Origin of the sequence: Bacillus sp. PS95 (genome assembly GCF_037963565.1) — a bacterium.
Lineage (GTDB): Bacteria > Bacillota > Bacilli > Bacillales > Bacillaceae > Bacillus > Bacillus subtilis.
Genome location: NZ_CP150160.1, coordinates 1,414,240 through 1,430,580, shown reverse-complemented (window position 1 = coordinate 1,430,580; position 16,341 = coordinate 1,414,240). Strand labels below are relative to the sequence as shown.

Below are 16,341 nucleotides of genomic sequence, written 5' to 3'. Positions count from 1 at the left end.
CCGAATCTTATCTCTCAGCCGCTAGCTGCAAGAATTAGCACCGTGCTTTATAAGTCGGTTGCCGGGCTTCATCGGGCTCGTCCCTCTGCCTGCTCTTGATAAGAAAATATAGATTTTATAAATTATTTTGAATTATCCCATCGTTATAAGGTCTTGTCAATGCTTTTTTGGGTAAACAGGTTCAGTTTGCCAATTCGATAAGCGGCTTCCTTAAGTCTTTCTTCACTTGTTAAAAGTCCGACTCTGACGTAGCCCTCGCCATATTTACCGAAGCCGTTTCCAGCCGCAACCGCCACATTCGCTTTTTCCAGCAAAAGATCTGAGAACTGCTCAGAAGTATAGCCTTCAGACACAGGTAGCCATGCAAAAAAAGAACCTGCGGGAGCTGTTACATCCCAGCCGATTTCCCGGCATGCCGTGATCCAAGCGTTTCTCCTGCTCTCATATCTGGCATTTTGCTCTGCCACACACGTCTGATCGGCTAACAGTGCCTCTGCTGCAGCCTCTTGAGTCGCTCTGAAAAGACTGACAAACATATGGTCTTGATAAAGATTGATCGCTTCAATGACCGAAGCGTTTCCGACGGCAAAGCCAACCCGCCATCCTGCCATATTATACGTTTTTGACAGCGTGTAAATTTCAATTCCGTTATCCTTCGCACCTTCAGTCTGCAAAAAGCTTAAAGGCTTGCAGCCGTCAAATCCTACAGCGCCGTAAGCAAAATCGTGAACGACGCAGATTCCGTTTTCAGCCGCAAAACGCACGGTGTCTTCAAAGAACTCGGAAGTAGCAACAGCTCCAGTCGGATTATTCGGATAATTTAAATACATCAATTTCGCCTGTTCCCTTACTTCAGCGGTTATGCTGCTGTAATCAGGGAGAAACGCCCTGTCCTTTACGAGCGGCATCATTTCCATCTTTGCTTTTGCAAGTGTGACACCCGACCAGTAATCAGGATAACCCGGATCGGGAACTAAAATCGTATCACCGGGATTCAACAAGCATTGCGGGAGCTCGACTAGACCGGCTTTTCCGCCGAATAATACAGCGACTTCGGTTTCCGGATCCAGATCAATGCCGTATTCTCTTTTGTAAAATGCAGCAGCCGCTGACTTCAGACGGTATGAGCCGCGAAAAGACGAATATTTATGATTCTCAGGATCAGCAACAGCTCGTTTCATCTCCTCAACAATATGTTCAGGAGTCGGCTGATCTGGATTTCCCTGTCCTAGATTGATAACGTCATGTCCTTCTGCGAGCTTTTGGTTCACTTTCTGCACCAAAGAAGCGAAGAATTGTTTAGGCAATTCCTTCAATACAAGAGACTGTTCAAATTTCATCTATTCTCACCTTCTAAAAAAATCTTGAAATGATAGTCCATCATCATATATGGTTAAATGAAAAAAGTAAAGAAAAATTTGGGGTGTTAAAAAGATGAAATGGACGATATCTTGTCTTCAATTTGATATTTCATACGGAAAACCTTCGGAAAATATAAAAAAGGCTGAATTTTTCATCGAAAAAGAAAGCAAACATGCTGATGTTCTTGTTCTGCCTGAATTATGGACGACCGGATATGACCTGGCCAATCTTGATGAACTCGCTGATGAAGACGGCCGCTCCGCTCAGAACTGGCTGAAGAAAACGGCAAAAAAACATGGTGTTCATATTGTCGCCGGATCGGTCGCTGTCAGGAAGAATTCTGATGTTTATAATACAATGTACATCGCGGATAAGGAAGGGCAAATCATTAAAGAGTACAGAAAAGCCCATCTTTTTCAGCTGATGGATGAGCATCTGTATTTATCAGCCGGTTCCGAAGACGGATACTTTGAGCTTGACGGCGTCAAAAGCTCAGGATTGATCTGTTACGATATCCGTTTTCCGGAATGGATCAGAAAACATACGACAAAAGGCGCCAACGTGCTGTTTATTTCTGCGGAATGGCCTCTTCCCCGCCTTGATCATTGGAAAAGCCTGCTTATTGCGCGGGCCATTGAAAACCAATGCTTTGTCGCAGCCTGCAATTGTACCGGTTCAAATCCGGATAATGAATTTGCAGGACATAGCCTAATTATTGATCCATGGGGGCGTGTACTTGCTGAAGGCGGACGGGAAGAAGGCATAGTCCGAGCGGAAATCGACCTTCAAGAAAGCGCAGAAGTTCGGGAGAGCATTCCTGTTTTCGATGATATCAGAAAAGATTTATATTAAAAAATATATTGACAACTAACTAAATTACCTGTTACCATGTTCATCAACTGATAAATTAGAATTGTCAAACAAGTGAATATATTCTCTTATCGAGAGTTGGGCGAGGGATTTGGCCTTTTGACCCCAACAGCAACCGACCGTAATTCCATTGTGAAATGGGGCGCATCTTTTTCGCGCCGAGACGCTGGTCTCTTAAGGCACGGTGCTAATTCCATTCAGATCTGATCTGAGAGATAAGAGAGGCGGACATAGATGTTAAGCCTCCTTCTCTCTGAGAAGGAGGCTTTTTTACGGCCACATATTAAGTGATTACATAATTGGAGGTTATGATGATGGGAGTCACAAAAACACCTTTATACGAAACGTTAAATGAAAGCTCCGCTGTGGCGTTGGCGGTGAAGCTTGGCCTTTTTCCAAGCAAAAGCACGCTGACATGCCAGGAGATCGGAGACGGCAACTTAAATTACGTTTTTCATATTTATGATCAAGAACATGACAGAGCATTGATCATTAAACAGGCGGTTCCGTATGCAAAAGTGGTGGGAGAAAGCTGGCCGCTGACAATCGACCGTGCAAGAATCGAAAGCAGCGCTCTCATCCGTCAGGGCGAGCATGTGCCTCACCTGGTTCCAAGAGTGTTTTATTCTGATACGGAAATGGCCGTTACCGTCATGGAGGATCTCTCTCACCTCAAGATCGCAAGAAAAGGACTCATTGAGGGTGAAAACTATCCTCATCTGTCGCAGCACATCGGTGAATTTTTAGGAAAAACACTTTTCTACTCATCAGATTACGCGCTTGAACCTAAGGTGAAAAAACAGCTTGTTAAACAGTTTACAAATCCAGAGCTATGCGACATTACGGAAAGACTTGTTTTTACAGATCCTTTCTTCGACCATGACACAAATGATTTTGAAGAAGAGCTTCGTCCTTTTGTCGAAAAGCTTTGGAATAATGACAGCGTTAAAATCGAAGCCGCTAAGCTGAAAAAGTCATTTTTAACGTCTGCAGAAACGTTGATTCATGGTGATTTGCATACAGGAAGCATTTTCGCAAGTGAGCACGAAACAAAGGTGATTGATCCTGAGTTTGCTTTTTACGGACCGATCGGCTTTGATGTAGGGCAATTTATCGCCAACTTATTTTTGAACGCACTCAGCCGTGACGGGGCTGACAGAGAGCCGTTATATGAACATGTCAACCAGGTCTGGGAAACGTTTGAAGAGACGTTTAGTGAAGCCTGGCAGAAGGACAGTCTGGATGTTTACGCCAACATCGACGGTTACCTCACTGATACGCTCAGCCATATTTTTGAAGAAGCAATCGGATTTGCGGGCTGTGAGCTGATACGACGCACGATCGGCCTTGCCCACGTAGCTGACCTGGATACGATCGTGCCGTTTGATAAACGAATTGGCAGAAAACGCCTGGCGCTCGAAACCGGCACAGCCTTTATCGAAAAACGTTCGGAATTCAAAACGATAACAGATGTTATTGAATTATTTAAGTTACTTGTAAAGGAATGATCCATTCATGACCCATTCATTTGCTGTTCCACGTTCTGTTGAATGGAAAGAAACAGCTATTACCATTTTAAATCAGCAAAAGCTTCCTGATGAGACGGAATATTTGGAGCTGACGACGAAAGAGGATGTATTTGATGCGATTGTCACGCTCAAAGTAAGGGGCGCTCCGGCGATCGGCATTACGGCTGCCTTCGGACTGGCGCTTGCTGCCAAAAACATTGAAACAGATAATGTCACGGAATTCCGCCGCAGACTGGAAGACATCAAACAATATTTAAACAGCTCACGGCCTACCGCCATTAATTTGTCATGGGCGCTTGAGAGACTGAGTCATTCGGTCGCAAACGCGATTTCCGTAAATGAAGCAAAAACAAACCTTGTCCATGAAGCCATTCAGATTCAGGTTGAGGATGAGGAAACGTGCCGGTTGATCGGCCAAAACGCCCTGCAGCTTTTCAAAAAAGGCGACAGGATCATGACAATCTGCAATGCCGGCTCAATCGCGACAAGCCGCTATGGAACGGCGCTAGCTCCGTTTTACTTGGCCAAACAAAAAGATTTGGGATTACACATTTATGCCTGTGAAACAAGGCCTGTCCTGCAAGGTTCACGCCTTACTGCTTGGGAGCTGATGCAGGGGGGCATTGATGTCACTCTGATCACAGACAGCATGGCTGCCCATACGATGAAGGAAAAACAAATTTCCGCTGTTATCGTCGGAGCCGACCGAATTGCAAAGAACGGTGATACGGCAAATAAAATCGGCACATACGGTCTTGCTATTTTAGCAAACGCCTTTGATATTCCGTTTTTTGTCGCCGCACCTTTATCTACATTTGATACAAAGGTCAAATGCGGCGCTGATATCCCGATAGAGGAACGAGATCCCGAGGAAGTCAGGCAGATTTCCGGAGTTCGGACCGCTCCATCCAATGTGCCTGTCTTTAATCCCGCTTTCGACATTACACCTCATGATCTCATTTCAGGAATCATCACAGAAAAAGGGATTATGACCGGAAACTATGAAGAAGAGATTGAACAGCTGTTTAGAGGAGAAAAGGTGCATTAAAAAACCGCTGGACTTTGCTCATTTGGAGCCGAGTCAGCGGTTTTTTTGTTTCTTTTTGTTAACATTGATGATTTCATCTTTTTGAGCGCTTGATAAGATATGCAGTTTCACAAACAGTTCGGCAAAAACAGCAAGTTTCTCAGAGCGGCTCGGCTTCAATTGCTTTGTCCTCCTTTTTCACCAGACCAACTTTTTTAACTTAATAAAATGATATGTCGGCCGTGAAAAAAAGGGAACGTGCCATATGTTTTATTTTTCTTTATAGGAGATTCGCTCGATGTTTAGCAAAAATGCTTTGATCTCCGTTTTGCTTCCGGCGTATCCTGTTAACGCACTGTTTTTGCCGATCACTCTGTGGCACGGGACAAAAATCGGCAGGTCGTTACGTTTATTAGCCTGTCCGACAGCGCGCACCGCTTTCGGACTGCCGACCGCAGCGGCAATATCTGCATAGCTTCGGGATTCACCATATGGAATCCTCTCCAGCGCCTTCCACACTTTTTGCTGAAAAGGAGTGCCCTTTTGGCTGAGCGGCAGGGAGAATGTCTTCCTTTCGCCTGCGAAATATTCTTGAAGCTGTTGTTTCGCTTCTGCAAGATTAGATGTTTCCTTGTGCTCAGTATTCTGAACCGTTTCTTTCCAATCCACCCAATCTTCCTGACTGAGAAATAGACGAGTGATCCGGTCATCCTCTTCGGCAATGATAAGTTCACCGAGCGGCGTTTCGGCTGTCGTATAGTAGTTCATTCATCATCCCTTCTTTCTTCAGCATTCTGTCTGACAGGAAGCGTAATATGGAAAACGGTGCCCTTCCCTTCTTCACTTTCTACCATAATTTCGCCTTGATGTTCTTCAATAATTTTATAGCTTACCATAAGCCCAAGTCCAGTTCCCCGTTCCTTTGTCGTATAAAACGGTTCACCAAGCCGCTTTAATTTATCTTCTGTCATTCCGATTCCCTCGTCTTTTAAGGAGATAAGAACATGATCTTGATCCAATGCCTTTATCGTTACAAAAATATTTCCGCCGTCAGGCATCACTTCGATGGCGTTTTTTAATATATTGATAAAAACCTGTTTCAGCTGATTCGGTTCACAGTAAATCGGGGGAATGTCGTCAATTAAATCAAGTTGCATTTGTACATTGCTGAGATTGGCTTGCGCATTTAGAAGGTCTATCGTGTCCCTCATAATTTGGGTAACATGTTTTTCCTCATACATAATGGCCTGGGGCTTAGCTAAAATCAAGAATTCGGTGATGATGGATTCGATGCGCTTTAGTTCTGAGGTGATCACGTTGAAGTAAAGGGCGTAGTCTCCCTCGACACTCCCTTTCAGAAGCTGAATGAAGCCTTTAAGAGCAGTCATCGGATTTCTGATTTCATGAGCAATGCCGGCTGCAAGTTCGCCGACAACATGAAGGGTATCTGATTTGCGCAGGCGCTCCTCCAATTCTTTTCGCTCTGTTACGTCTTTAAAGATAGCCAAGTTCATATTTTGAATAATATTCCGTTTAAATGAGAATTCGAGTTTTCTGTTATCACCGCTGCTCAGCAAAAATGGAATTTCGTTGTCCATTTCATCAAAATTAATCTGCCTTGCCGGTGATGCCAGATTTTCTATTTCATAAGCAGAAATAATGTCTAACAGGCTGTGCTGTTTGATCTCTTCATGTGACAGGCCCAAAATATGGCTTGCCAACGGGTTGGCGTCGATGATCCTGTATTGATTGTCGAACAATACATTGCCGTCCATTGAGCCGTTGAACACTTTTCTGAATTTCAGCTCGCTTTCCCGAAGCTCCTTTTCCATCCGCTTTCTGTCGCTTACATTTCTTAAGATCGTCAAATGCTGATTTTCAAGGATTGTCCGTTTTGAAGTAAATTCAAGCTCTTTGAATTGGCCGTTCCCCATTTGAAACAGCAGCTCTTCTCTGATCTCTCCGTATTTTGCGTATTTCCTCTTCGTTATGCTGTATTTCTGCTGCGAGTCAACGAGAAAATCACACAGCTTTCTTTTCAACAGCAAATTCATCGGCAGCTCAAAAATTTTACAGGCTGATTGATTCGCTTTTACGATTCTTCCGTCATTCGACCAGATGATGATGGCGTCCATTGCATTTTCAAAGATTTCTCTGAAGCGCTCCTCACTTTTAAAGAGCTGTAGCTCCATAGACCGCTTCTCTGTGATATCCCTCATAATGGACATATAAAAACCGCTGATGATGTTTGATGTAATCGTGAATTCAAATAGTTTTTGAACTCCTGAACGAAGCTTGACAGGCAGCTCCCCCTTCGCTTTTCCCTTGCGGTTGAGCGCCTTCCAGATATTGTCGAAATCTTTTCGTGAGCCGCTGTCTATGAACTCATACAACGATAAATGAGACAGCTCATTATGATTGATTTCAAAGCTTTTACAAAAGGACAAATTGGCATCAATAAAACCGCCATCTTTATCAAACAGGACGATTCCGTCAACTGCTCTGTCAAACAAGTCCTTAAAAAGCTGTTCATTCATAGAGAATTCCCGCTCCAGAATCTTCTTAGAAGATATGTCCCTCATGACAACAAAAAAGAAATCCTCGCCAATACCTCTTTTGGCCAGAAACTCTATGTATTTTGTTGCCCCGCAATCAAGCCTGATCGGAACCTCCTTCCACAGAAAGCCTTTTTTAAAAAACTTCTTTACGGAAAGATTCAGTTCATCCTTTGGGATTGAAAACAAAAAATCCAAAACAGAACGCTTTTTCAAATCTTCCGAGTCAACTTGAAGCATCCTTTCTGTTGCTTCATTTGCCTGAACAATCCGCATTTCGTTATCACAAATAAAAATAGCATCGAGCGTATTGTTGACAATCACTTGATGCTGATTCAATTCCTTTTTCAGTCGCGCGTTTTCTTTTTTGAGGCGATTCAGTTCCTCTCGCAGCTCCGAGTTTGTCTGGACACCAAGAGTTTCCATGCATGTACACTCCTTCTTCAAAACCTATCCTTCAATATTTCTACAAAATGCGGGAACTTCCTTCATTTGCCCTATAAATTTCAGAAAATTTCAGCGCCATTACATTACGAAGACATTTTCTACGATCCTTACCATCACTTTACATCGACCTAACAATCAGCATTTTTTTAGATTCCTTTTTCATCTTTTATTTTAAAATATGTACCAGCAGGGAATAATCTCTTAGTGACTGATGAAAGAGAAGGTGATGCTATGAGTAAATCGCGGGACAGTTATTTCGATAACGCAAAATTTTTATTGATATTCCTTGTTGTATTCGGTCATATCCTTCGTTCCTTTATTAATGATAATCATTTTATGCTCTACCTCTACAAGTTCATTTACACATTCCATATGCCTGCATTTATTCTTGTATCCGGTTATTTCGCGAAAGGCTTTAAACGGGCGGGATATGTAAAAAAGCTGGCGGTCAAGCTGATTATTCCGTATTTGATTTTCCAAATCATTTATTCCGTCTTTTATTACATTATGCAAGATGAAAGCATGGCAAATGTGAACCCGATTGATCCGCAATGGTCGTTATGGTTTCTTGTAAGCTTATTCTTTTGGAACCTGCTCCTATATCCTTTTTCAAAGCTTTCAAAGCAGTGGGCGCTGTTTGTCAGCTGCGGAATCGCCGTGCTGATCGGTTATCTGGACTTTGTCAGCAGCACGCTGAGCTTGTCACGGACATTCGTATTCTTACCGATGTTCCTTGTCGGTTTTTATTTAAATAAACATCATTTTGATTTATTGAGATCAAAACGCGGCAAACAAATTGCGCTCGGAGTGCTTGCCGCAGTATTCGTCATCTGCTGGGGCATCGATTTTGACTATTCTTTTCTGTTTGGTTCAAAACCGTATTCTTCATTTGGAGACGTTACCCTGGTAAGCGGACTATCCCGAATCGGCTGGTATGTACTCGCCTTTGGGGCAACCTTCAGCTTTTTAGCGCTTGTTCCGCAAAAACGGTATTTCTTTACCAAATGGGGAACCCGGACATTTTACGTGTATCTGCTTCACGGGTTTATTATTAAGACATTACGACAGGTCGGGCTTGAGGATTGGCTTACTGACTATCAAAGCTTAGTGATCCTCTTGCTTTTAACAGCAGCCCTGACATCAGTCCTCTCCAGCAACTTTGTTAAGACAGTCGCTCAGCCCTTCATTGAGCTGAGGATGACCAGCTTATTGCAATTTGTCAGAGGAACGGGCAAAAATGCTTATTTAAAATAGAAAAGCACCTCTTAAGCGGACGCCGCCTAAGAGGTCTTTTTTATTGGTGTTTTTTATTTTTGTTTTTTTCTTTTTTCTTTTCAGGCTTGGTGACTTCCAGCGTTTCGATGATCTTCCCGGCATTGTAATCCCCAAGTTCACTTGAGAACTCTTCCTCCAGCACCTTTTTATTCATAGGTTTTTTATGATTTTGCATGTCTTTGCTATGACGGTTTTTCTTCACAATTACATGCCTCCCTGCTGGCCCTGTTTGGAATTGCGGTTTGCCCCTCTAAAATTGGGGTCATCATGATATTGTGTCTTATATGAATTAGGGTCCATGCTCTCGGTAGGTGTATTGTTATTTTTAATGGCTTCATTCACTTCAGCTTTACGCTTCATACGAATCCTCCTCGCCAATTTTCAGACATTTTAAGATGCAGGAGCGTAAATTGCACCTGTCGAAGTTAGGTTCTCCAACTGAACAGGAGGCACACATCTTTTTTTTGGCAATCAAAAAACACCGCAAAATATGCGGTGTTTTGCCTATCCGATAATCACTCTTTCTTTCGGATAGTGATAATTCGCTTCAATTTCCTTTCTTCCGATCAGATACAGGAAGGTCAGGATGCCGATTCGCCCGATAAACATGACAATCATAATGACGCATTTTCCAACACTGCTCAAATCTGCCGTAATTCCAAGCGACAGGCCGGTTGTACCGAATGCCGAGCACACTTCAAACAAAAGCTCCAGCAGGGAATGCTTTTCTGTAATGGTCAGAATGAGTGTCGCGCCAAAAACGAGCAGGATCGCCATCATCGTGACAACAAGCGACTTCATCAAGTCAGCAGGGTGAAGCTCCCGTTTGAATACCTTTACGGCCTTATTGCCGCGGGCAAAATGAAACAGCGCAAGAAGGTTCAAAGCAAAAGTCGTTGTCCGTATGCCTCCCCCGACTGAGCTTGGCGACGCTCCAATAAACATCAGCGCACAAATAAAAAAGAGTGTGGAATCTGATAATTGGCTGATATCGATTGTTGCCAGTCCCCCGCTTCGGGTTGCCGTTGATTGAAACAGGGACAAAAACAAAATATCATGCCATGATTTTCCTGCGAACGCATGGTTTGCTTCCAGGGCAAAGATGCCAATGGCTCCAAACAAGACAAGTGAGCCGAACGTAATCGTCGTGATCTTTGTAAAAAGCGTAAATGGATAACGCCGATGCTTTGAAAACAGGAAATCCTTTACTTCAACAAGCACGGGAAATCCAATCGCTCCAAATATAATTAAAAGCATTGTAATAAACTGCACAAAGTAATCGTGGCGAAATGGAATCATCGAATTACCGGTAATATCAAATCCGCCGTTTGTCGTTGCACTGATACTGGCAAAAAATCCGTGTAAATAGGCTTCCTGATAGGAGTCATAGTAGGTTAAGAAATATGTGCCGAGTATCAGCCCGCCAAAAAATTCAATCCACAAGATCAGAAACAGTACCTGCTTCATCAGATTGACAATTCCTGAAAACTGGGATTGGTTTTGATCAACCATAATCAGCTTCCGTTCTTTCAGCCCGATTCGTTTTCCCATGATCAGCCAAATGAACGTTCCGAGCGTCATAATTCCGATTCCGCCAAATTGCAGAACAAATGCTAATATAAAAATCCCTATTGTGCTGAATGTATCAGCTGTATCAACAACTGTCAGTCCCGTTACACTGACTGAACTGACAGCTGTAAAAAGCGCATCAATAAACGTCCAATCCGCCCCCGGTTTATGGGCCGCCGGCAAACTCAGCAATATAACGGCCACAGTAACTGCAAGAAAATAATATAATGCGATCAGCTGGGCCGGTGACAAGGCCTGTATCAATTTTCCAAACTTTAATCTCATGTAAAATCCTTCTGCCTCTCTTTTTAAGTACGGTAATTATTCTAAAGATATTAGGTCCATTTTTAAAGGCTTTTACGAAACATTTTCTTAACTTGCTTATTTTTTTATGATTTTAGTCAATGGATAAAATAAAAAACCTCTGAGAATTCTCTCAGAGGAACAATGTGTTTGTATTATTTAGCTTCCAGCCGTCTGATTCGCTCATCTAAATCAGGGTGAGTAGAGAAAAGTGAAGAGCGCTTCTTGCCATTAATCTTTAACGTTTGGACAGCTGTCTGATCGTCTTCCATAATCCGGGAAGAATAGCTTTTAAGCGTCCGCAGCGCATGAATCATCTTGTCCTTGCCGGCAAGATCCGCTCCTCCTCTGTCAGCATGGAATTCACGATGGCGTGAATACGCAAACACAACCAGGCTGCCAAGTATCGAAAAGACAATCTGAAAAATAATCATTGCAATAAAATGAACGATCGGCGCTAGATCTTCTTTGACAAAACGGCTTGCTATCCAAGCAGCGATACGCGATAAAAAGACGACAAAGGTATTAACGATACCTTGTAAAAGCGTCATTGTTACCATATCACCATTTGTGATATGCGCGACCTCGTGGGCAAGCACACCTTCAACCGCTGCGTCATCCATCTGCTCCAGCAGCCCTGACGATACTGCGACAAGTGAACGGCGTTTTGACGGTCCAGTCGCAAACGCGTTTACTTCAGGTGAACGGTAAATCCCGACTTCCGGCATTTTCGTTAAACCGGCAGAGCGGCTTAATCTGTGAACACGTTCAACCAATTGCTGTTCCTCATAGCTGAGCGAGTGTTTTTTCGGATTCAGCACTCTGACACCCATCATCGTCTTTGCCATCCATCTGGACATCGCAAGAGACGTAAAGGAACCGACAAATCCAACGACTAAACTGAACACAAGAAGCGCCATTGGATCGATACCGCCATCAGCTGTAAAGTACGTCCCGACTCCTGTAACAGAGCTTAAAACAGACAAAACGATCCCGATTGTTGTAAGCACCAAAATATTCGTTAGAATAAACAGAAAAATTCTTTTCGCCATAACAACCTCCGTTATTTTAAGTTCAAAAGAACCCGTATATTTAAATTATAAAACATCCATTTGAAAATGCAAGGAATTCGACGTATGATGTTAATGTAATTTGCTGACGCTTGAATTTTGAACTTATACATAGACCTATATCCGCGTCAAATTGTTTAAAGAGGTGAACAATGAACATTTTTAAACTCTCTCGAACCGATATGGTGCGGCTGCTCTATTCCCTAAAAGGACAAGGAGAACATAGCCCGCTCGACATTCTCGTCCAATCAGCGAACATGTCAGCAGAAAAAGCAGCCAATCATCTAGAAATTCCTGAATTTCTTACAAGATATGAACGAAAAAAACAGAAAAAAGAATACGGACTGTCTACAAATGAAATCGTAGAGCTTGGCAACTTATGCGAGCTGACTTCGTTAAAGTCAACCGCAATTCAAAACTGGGTAAAGCGTGATATCAAAGATCTGATCGGACACCCTGAGCTGGGCAAAAAATACTCAGTTGAACAGGCAGTTATTCTTTTAATTGTACGTGATTTAAAATCCATTTATGACTTTGAACACATACGGGCTATTTTAAAAGTGGCCTTTAACACAATCTCAGACAGATCTGATGATGTCATCAGCCCGATTGCTTATTATGAAAGCTGCGCATATGTGCTTGATGCCATCCATCACCAAGATACTCCTTCTATGAAAGAATCAAATCTGCAGGAGATCGCCGAACAGGAGACAGAGCGTCTCCGTCACCGTTTTGAAGAACTGAATGACAGCCAATGGCTTAAAATCAGACAAATTATCGCCATTACAGTCCTCTCCATTTTGACGTTCCATATTCAGGCAACCGCACATAAAATGACAGCAGACATTCTATAGTCTGCGTCACCTCGGCTTAGAGGCCGGGGTTTTATTTTTCTCCACAACAATTGCCAGCATAAATAAACCCCGTATATTTCAAACTAAATACGCGTTAAGAATTTCTTTATCGAAAAAGGAGATGAAAAAGATGGCGAGCAGAAATAAACTCGTTGTTCCAGGGGTGGAGCAGGCACTAGACCAATTTAAACTCGAAGTGGCTCAAGAATTCGGTGTGAACCTTGGTTCTGATACAGTCGCACGCGCTAACGGCTCTGTAGGCGGAGAAATGACAAAGCGGCTGGTACAGCAAGCACAATCACAATTAAATGGCACAACTAAATAAATTCAGGTCTTTATTCGCCGGGGGCACTCGGCGAATCTTCATTTTGAGCTGAATGATTATCACTGCTGTAGCCGTTTGGATTACGTCGGTCTGAAGCGTTATCCCTTCTGGACGAAGAACGGTTCTTGCCTTGTTCACCATTGTTCCAGTCCCTGTGATATTGGCTTTGACCCTTGTCAGCGCCGTTATTTTCATTTCCTTTATCTTGAGGATCTTGTATTGGGGTTTGCTCATGGTCCCCATCTTTTTCGGTATTTGTATTTTCATCTGATTCCTTTATTTTTTTATCTTGGTCACTATCATCAATCTGGTCATCCGCTTTCTCTTCTTTCTGGTCTCCGGAATCCGCATCATTCAGCTGTTCATTATCTCCTTGCTTGCTGTCCTGGGTGTCAGTTTGATCGGTGTTTTCATCCTCATTTTCATCACTCTTTTGATCCTCTTCCCCGGATGGTTTGCTGGAGTCATCTTTTAAATCTTTATTGTCATTCTTTTCATTTGATTTGATGTAGCTGCCTGTTGAGACGCCTTCTTTCTTCGCTTTTTCCCTCGTTTGCATATCTGACTCGAGAGATTCCATGCGGTATGTCGTTTTATATTTTTCAGTCACATCATTCAGCTGTTTTTTCACAGCCTTTTTATATGTATTGTCTTCTGTGTTTTCATAAACAGTGGAAATCAATATTTCTTTCGATTTCTTTACATACCCGTGTTCACTGCAGTCGGTTATAATATCGTCAATCACCTTTTTAAAATCAGTCTTCTCCCAATCATCTATATCATTCACGACTTTCTGTCCCTCATCGTTTAGAGGCGTCAGTTCAATCACTTCATAATCGCTGTTTAACGCCATTTCGACGCTTGGATTGATATCAATTGTCATATACGCATAGGCCTTATTATTAGAAAAAACGGGGAGAACTATAAAAATAAAGAGCATAATAGCAGTCATCGTAAAAATCCCCATTTTGAAAGGGCGCAGTTTAAAAAAATCAAAAAAGCTGGCCCTTCTGCCCATGCGTGTTTCACTCGGAAGCATGATTTCTTCTCCGATTTCATAGCTGTGTCGATCATTTTTGGCTTTTAAAAATTGTCCGTCAGGGGTCAGCAACGTGACGAATTTTTTATTTTTCTCTACTATAATCCCTCTTCTCATGAGTGCAGCACCCCTTTAAGATAATCTTTTAAATAAATATAATCACCCGTAATGATAATACACATCGCAATAATATATTTTCTGTTTCTCTCAATCGTTTTTCGGCTCACAGAGACAAGCTGTTCAAGCTGTTTGACTGGAAGCTGCTTCTTTGTATACAGGATAGCGGCCAATTCTTCATGTTCAACAAGCGTCATTGCCACCTTTATGGCGTTTTGCCTTGCATCCGTGTGCTTTGGAGAATTTTCAAGCAGTTCTTTAAACGATAAACCATAATCCTTGAGCTGCTTTTGAAAATAGAGGATTTCCTCCCGCCTCTGCTCCTGTTCAATCTGACGACGGTATTCATCAATGGAAAGCTCGGCTTCAATCAGGCTTTGTGATGACTCCTGATCGTCTCCTTCCTGTAAATCGATATTTATATTTTGTGCGCTTCTGGCTTCTTTTCTAATGTAATCAATGACTTTTCTTTTTATAATAAGCTCAGCAAATGCGAGCAGAGAATTTCCTTTTTCAGGTGAATATTTTTCTATAGCTTCATTAAACGCGATCAGTCCAATACTGAACTCATCGTCTTTTTCATCTATATATCGTTTACAAACGGATGAAACCGTCTTTGCGATAAATGGCTTATATTGCTGTATTAATTCATTTTGCAGATCTTTATTGCCTTTTTGTATACTCTCAACAGCTTTTTCAAGTGTTTGCTTCTTTTTTCCCAATTTAAACAAAAGGCTAAGCACTGGTTTCACCTCAGTTCCTCCCTATAACTACTCATTAATGATAGCTAATTTAATAGGGATTCGCAAAGGAGAAAAAGAAATATTGATTTCCAATGTCTCAATTATGACAAACCATTCTGACGTCCTATACATGATTTCGTGCCTTTCTAAAGAATTAAGGGGGTTTTATGCGTGTTTTTTGTAACAAAGATGTTATAAAAATGTTATTTTATTTCGCTTATGAAAACGCTTCAAACACAAAAAGACTCTGCTTTTAAGCAGAGTCTTTCAGATTACGCCCGTTCACGGGTGCTGTTTTTTTGTTCGTTTTGTGCGCCCTCCGGCTGTTTTTTCCCACCTGACATAAACCAGCCGCAAACCGCGATTGCTGCTAAGACACCCCAGAATATCAGCTTCCATGTTCCAGAATGAATAAAGTGCTCAGAAACAACCGCTATGTCGCGATGGGCAAGCGTATATAAAGCAAGCTTCACTCCGACCCAGCCGACAATCACAAAGGCTGCTGTTTCTAGGCTTGGACGTTCCTTTAATAACTTCACAAACATGGAAGCCGCAAACCGCATGATCACCAGTCCGATGATACCGCCGGCCAAAATGACGAGAAATTGTCCTCCGTCAAGTCCGCCGATCTTCGGGAGTGATGTCCCAGGAAGTGTAACCGCCAGCGCTACTGCTGCTAAGATGGAATCAACAGCAAACGCGATATCTGCCAGTTCAACTTTTAAAACAGTCGGCCAAAAACCGCTTTGGTTCGTCTCTTTATGTGTGTCTTCTTTCTTAAATACATATCTTTTCAATAAGTGGCTTGCTGAGATATACAGCAAATAAATCGCGCCAATCGCTTGAACCTGCCATACGTTGACCAAAAATGAAATGGCGAATAAAGAGCCAAATCGCAGAACAAAAGCCCCTGCCAATCCATAAAATAACGCTTTTTTTCTTTTTTCCTCCGGCAAATGTTTTACCATTACCGCCATAACCAGCGCGTTATCGGCGGCTAAAATCCCTTCCAGCCCGATCAAGACGAGAAGAACCCAACCATACTCTAATAATAATGCTGCATCCATAAATGATACCCTCCCAAAAAAGTTGTTTTCTTTCTCTTCATCCGATCTTATGCCGGCCGGACCATGCAAAAAAGACCTTTGCCGACATAAGGCAAAGGTCTTGCTAGACATGAATTCAGGCATGCCAACAAAGCCGATGGATACAATCCATGAAATGACGACTTTGTTTCCGGAAGACATTCCGGACGC

Annotated in this window: 17 protein-coding genes and 2 riboswitches; of the genes, 6 read left to right on the top strand and 11 right to left on the bottom strand. The window is 42.5% G+C overall.

All coding sequences use genetic code 11. The features are described 5' to 3' along the window. Positions 1 to 4: 4 nt before the first annotated feature. Positions 5 to 105: riboswitch (SAM riboswitch) on the bottom strand. Between the two features lie 38 nt (positions 106 to 143). After that, a complete protein-coding gene (mtnE, locus tag NSQ12_RS07650) occupies positions 144 to 1,340 on the bottom strand; it encodes a methionine-glutamine aminotransferase (protein WP_029317713.1) in 1,197 nt (398 codons plus the stop codon). Between the two features lie 94 nt (positions 1,341 to 1,434). On the opposite strand from mtnE, the gene NSQ12_RS07645 reads away from it, so the two are divergent. The 3 genes from NSQ12_RS07645 to mtnA all read left to right on the top strand — a co-directional run bounded on the left by NSQ12_RS07645 (position 1,435) and on the right by mtnA (position 4,809). After that, complete coding sequence (locus NSQ12_RS07645; RefSeq protein WP_120028031.1) at positions 1,435 to 2,214, top strand: carbon-nitrogen family hydrolase; 780 nt, start codon at positions 1,435 to 1,437, stop codon at positions 2,212 to 2,214. Positions 2,215 to 2,297: 83 nt separating this feature from the next. Further along, positions 2,298 to 2,454: riboswitch (SAM riboswitch) on the top strand. A gap of 92 nt (positions 2,455 to 2,546) precedes the next feature. After that, a complete protein-coding gene (mtnK, locus tag NSQ12_RS07640) occupies positions 2,547 to 3,740 on the top strand; it encodes an S-methyl-5-thioribose kinase (RefSeq protein WP_003244973.1) in 1,194 nt (397 codons plus the stop codon). A 7-nt stretch (positions 3,741 to 3,747) separates the two neighbouring features. Next, a complete protein-coding gene (gene mtnA / locus NSQ12_RS07635) occupies positions 3,748 to 4,809 on the top strand; it encodes an S-methyl-5-thioribose-1-phosphate isomerase (protein ID WP_046380979.1) in 1,062 nt (353 codons plus the stop codon). 33 nt (positions 4,810 to 4,842) lie between these two features. On the opposite strand, the gene NSQ12_RS07630 is transcribed toward mtnA, so the two are convergent. The 3 genes from NSQ12_RS07630 to kinE all read right to left on the bottom strand — a co-directional run bounded on the left by NSQ12_RS07630 (position 4,843) and on the right by kinE (position 7,769). Next, entirely contained in the window at positions 4,843 to 4,968 is a 126-nt protein-coding gene (locus tag NSQ12_RS07630) for a hypothetical protein (RefSeq protein ID WP_003232500.1), read from the bottom strand. Between the two features lie 90 nt (positions 4,969 to 5,058). Beyond that, positions 5,059 to 5,556 (bottom strand): methylated-DNA--protein-cysteine methyltransferase, encoded by a 498-nt coding sequence (gene ogt, locus NSQ12_RS07625; RefSeq protein ID WP_029726987.1) that lies wholly within the window; start codon positions 5,554 to 5,556, stop codon positions 5,059 to 5,061. Next, entirely contained in the window at positions 5,553 to 7,769 is a 2,217-nt protein-coding gene (kinE, locus tag NSQ12_RS07620) for a PAS domain-containing sensor histidine kinase (protein ID WP_217011470.1), read from the bottom strand. The genes ogt and kinE overlap by 4 nt, the downstream gene beginning before the upstream one ends. Before the next feature lie 252 nt (positions 7,770 to 8,021). Here kinE and NSQ12_RS07615 point away from each other — a divergent pair, with 252 nt between their 5' ends. Next, the gene (locus tag NSQ12_RS07615) at positions 8,022 to 9,044 is read left to right on the top strand and encodes an acyltransferase family protein (RefSeq protein ID WP_003245573.1); all 1,023 of its coding nucleotides are present in this window, start codon (positions 8,022 to 8,024) and stop codon (positions 9,042 to 9,044) included. 40 nt (positions 9,045 to 9,084) lie between these two features. On the opposite strand, the gene NSQ12_RS07610 is transcribed toward NSQ12_RS07615, so the two are convergent. The 4 genes from NSQ12_RS07610 to htpX form a co-directional block, all read right to left on the bottom strand. Next, the gene (locus tag NSQ12_RS07610; protein WP_029317708.1) at positions 9,085 to 9,267 is read right to left on the bottom strand and encodes a hypothetical protein; all 183 of its coding nucleotides are present in this window, start codon (positions 9,265 to 9,267) and stop codon (positions 9,085 to 9,087) included. 2 nt (positions 9,268 to 9,269) lie between these two features. Then, positions 9,270 to 9,425, bottom strand: a complete 156-nt coding sequence (locus NSQ12_RS07605; protein WP_003232510.1) for a hypothetical protein — start codon at positions 9,423 to 9,425, stop codon at positions 9,270 to 9,272. A 144-nt stretch (positions 9,426 to 9,569) separates the two neighbouring features. Then, entirely contained in the window at positions 9,570 to 10,919 is a 1,350-nt protein-coding gene (gene ktrD, locus NSQ12_RS07600) for a Ktr system potassium transporter KtrD (RefSeq protein WP_003244672.1), read from the bottom strand. Between the two features lie 173 nt (positions 10,920 to 11,092). Continuing rightward, the gene (gene htpX / locus NSQ12_RS07595; protein WP_029317707.1) at positions 11,093 to 11,989 is read right to left on the bottom strand and encodes a protease HtpX; all 897 of its coding nucleotides are present in this window, start codon (positions 11,987 to 11,989) and stop codon (positions 11,093 to 11,095) included. A 170-nt stretch (positions 11,990 to 12,159) separates the two neighbouring features. Between htpX and htpK the strand changes: the two genes are divergently transcribed. After that, positions 12,160 to 12,861, top strand: a complete 702-nt coding sequence (htpK, locus tag NSQ12_RS07590; protein ID WP_015252224.1) for a transcriptional regulator HtpK — start codon at positions 12,160 to 12,162, stop codon at positions 12,859 to 12,861. A gap of 130 nt (positions 12,862 to 12,991) precedes the next feature. Continuing rightward, a complete protein-coding gene (gene sspD, locus NSQ12_RS07585) occupies positions 12,992 to 13,186 on the top strand; it encodes an acid-soluble spore protein SspD (protein ID WP_003218568.1) in 195 nt (64 codons plus the stop codon). A 10-nt stretch (positions 13,187 to 13,196) separates the two neighbouring features. Here sspD and rsgI read toward each other — a convergent pair whose 3' ends face one another. The 3 genes from rsgI to NSQ12_RS07570 all read right to left on the bottom strand — a co-directional run bounded on the left by rsgI (position 13,197) and on the right by NSQ12_RS07570 (position 16,332). Next, positions 13,197 to 14,342: an anti-sigma-I factor RsgI gene (rsgI, locus tag NSQ12_RS07580; protein WP_015252225.1), complete on the bottom strand. Its 1,146-nt coding sequence runs from the start codon at positions 14,340 to 14,342 to the stop codon at positions 13,197 to 13,199. After that, complete coding sequence (gene sigI / locus NSQ12_RS07575; protein ID WP_003245855.1) at positions 14,339 to 15,094, bottom strand: RNA polymerase sigma factor SigI; 756 nt, start codon at positions 15,092 to 15,094, stop codon at positions 14,339 to 14,341. Before sigI ends, rsgI begins: the two co-directional genes overlap by 4 nt. Before the next feature lie 263 nt (positions 15,095 to 15,357). After that, entirely contained in the window at positions 15,358 to 16,332 is a 975-nt protein-coding gene (locus NSQ12_RS07570) for a TerC family protein (RefSeq protein ID WP_029317706.1), read from the bottom strand. Positions 16,333 to 16,341: the final 9 nt, after the last annotated feature.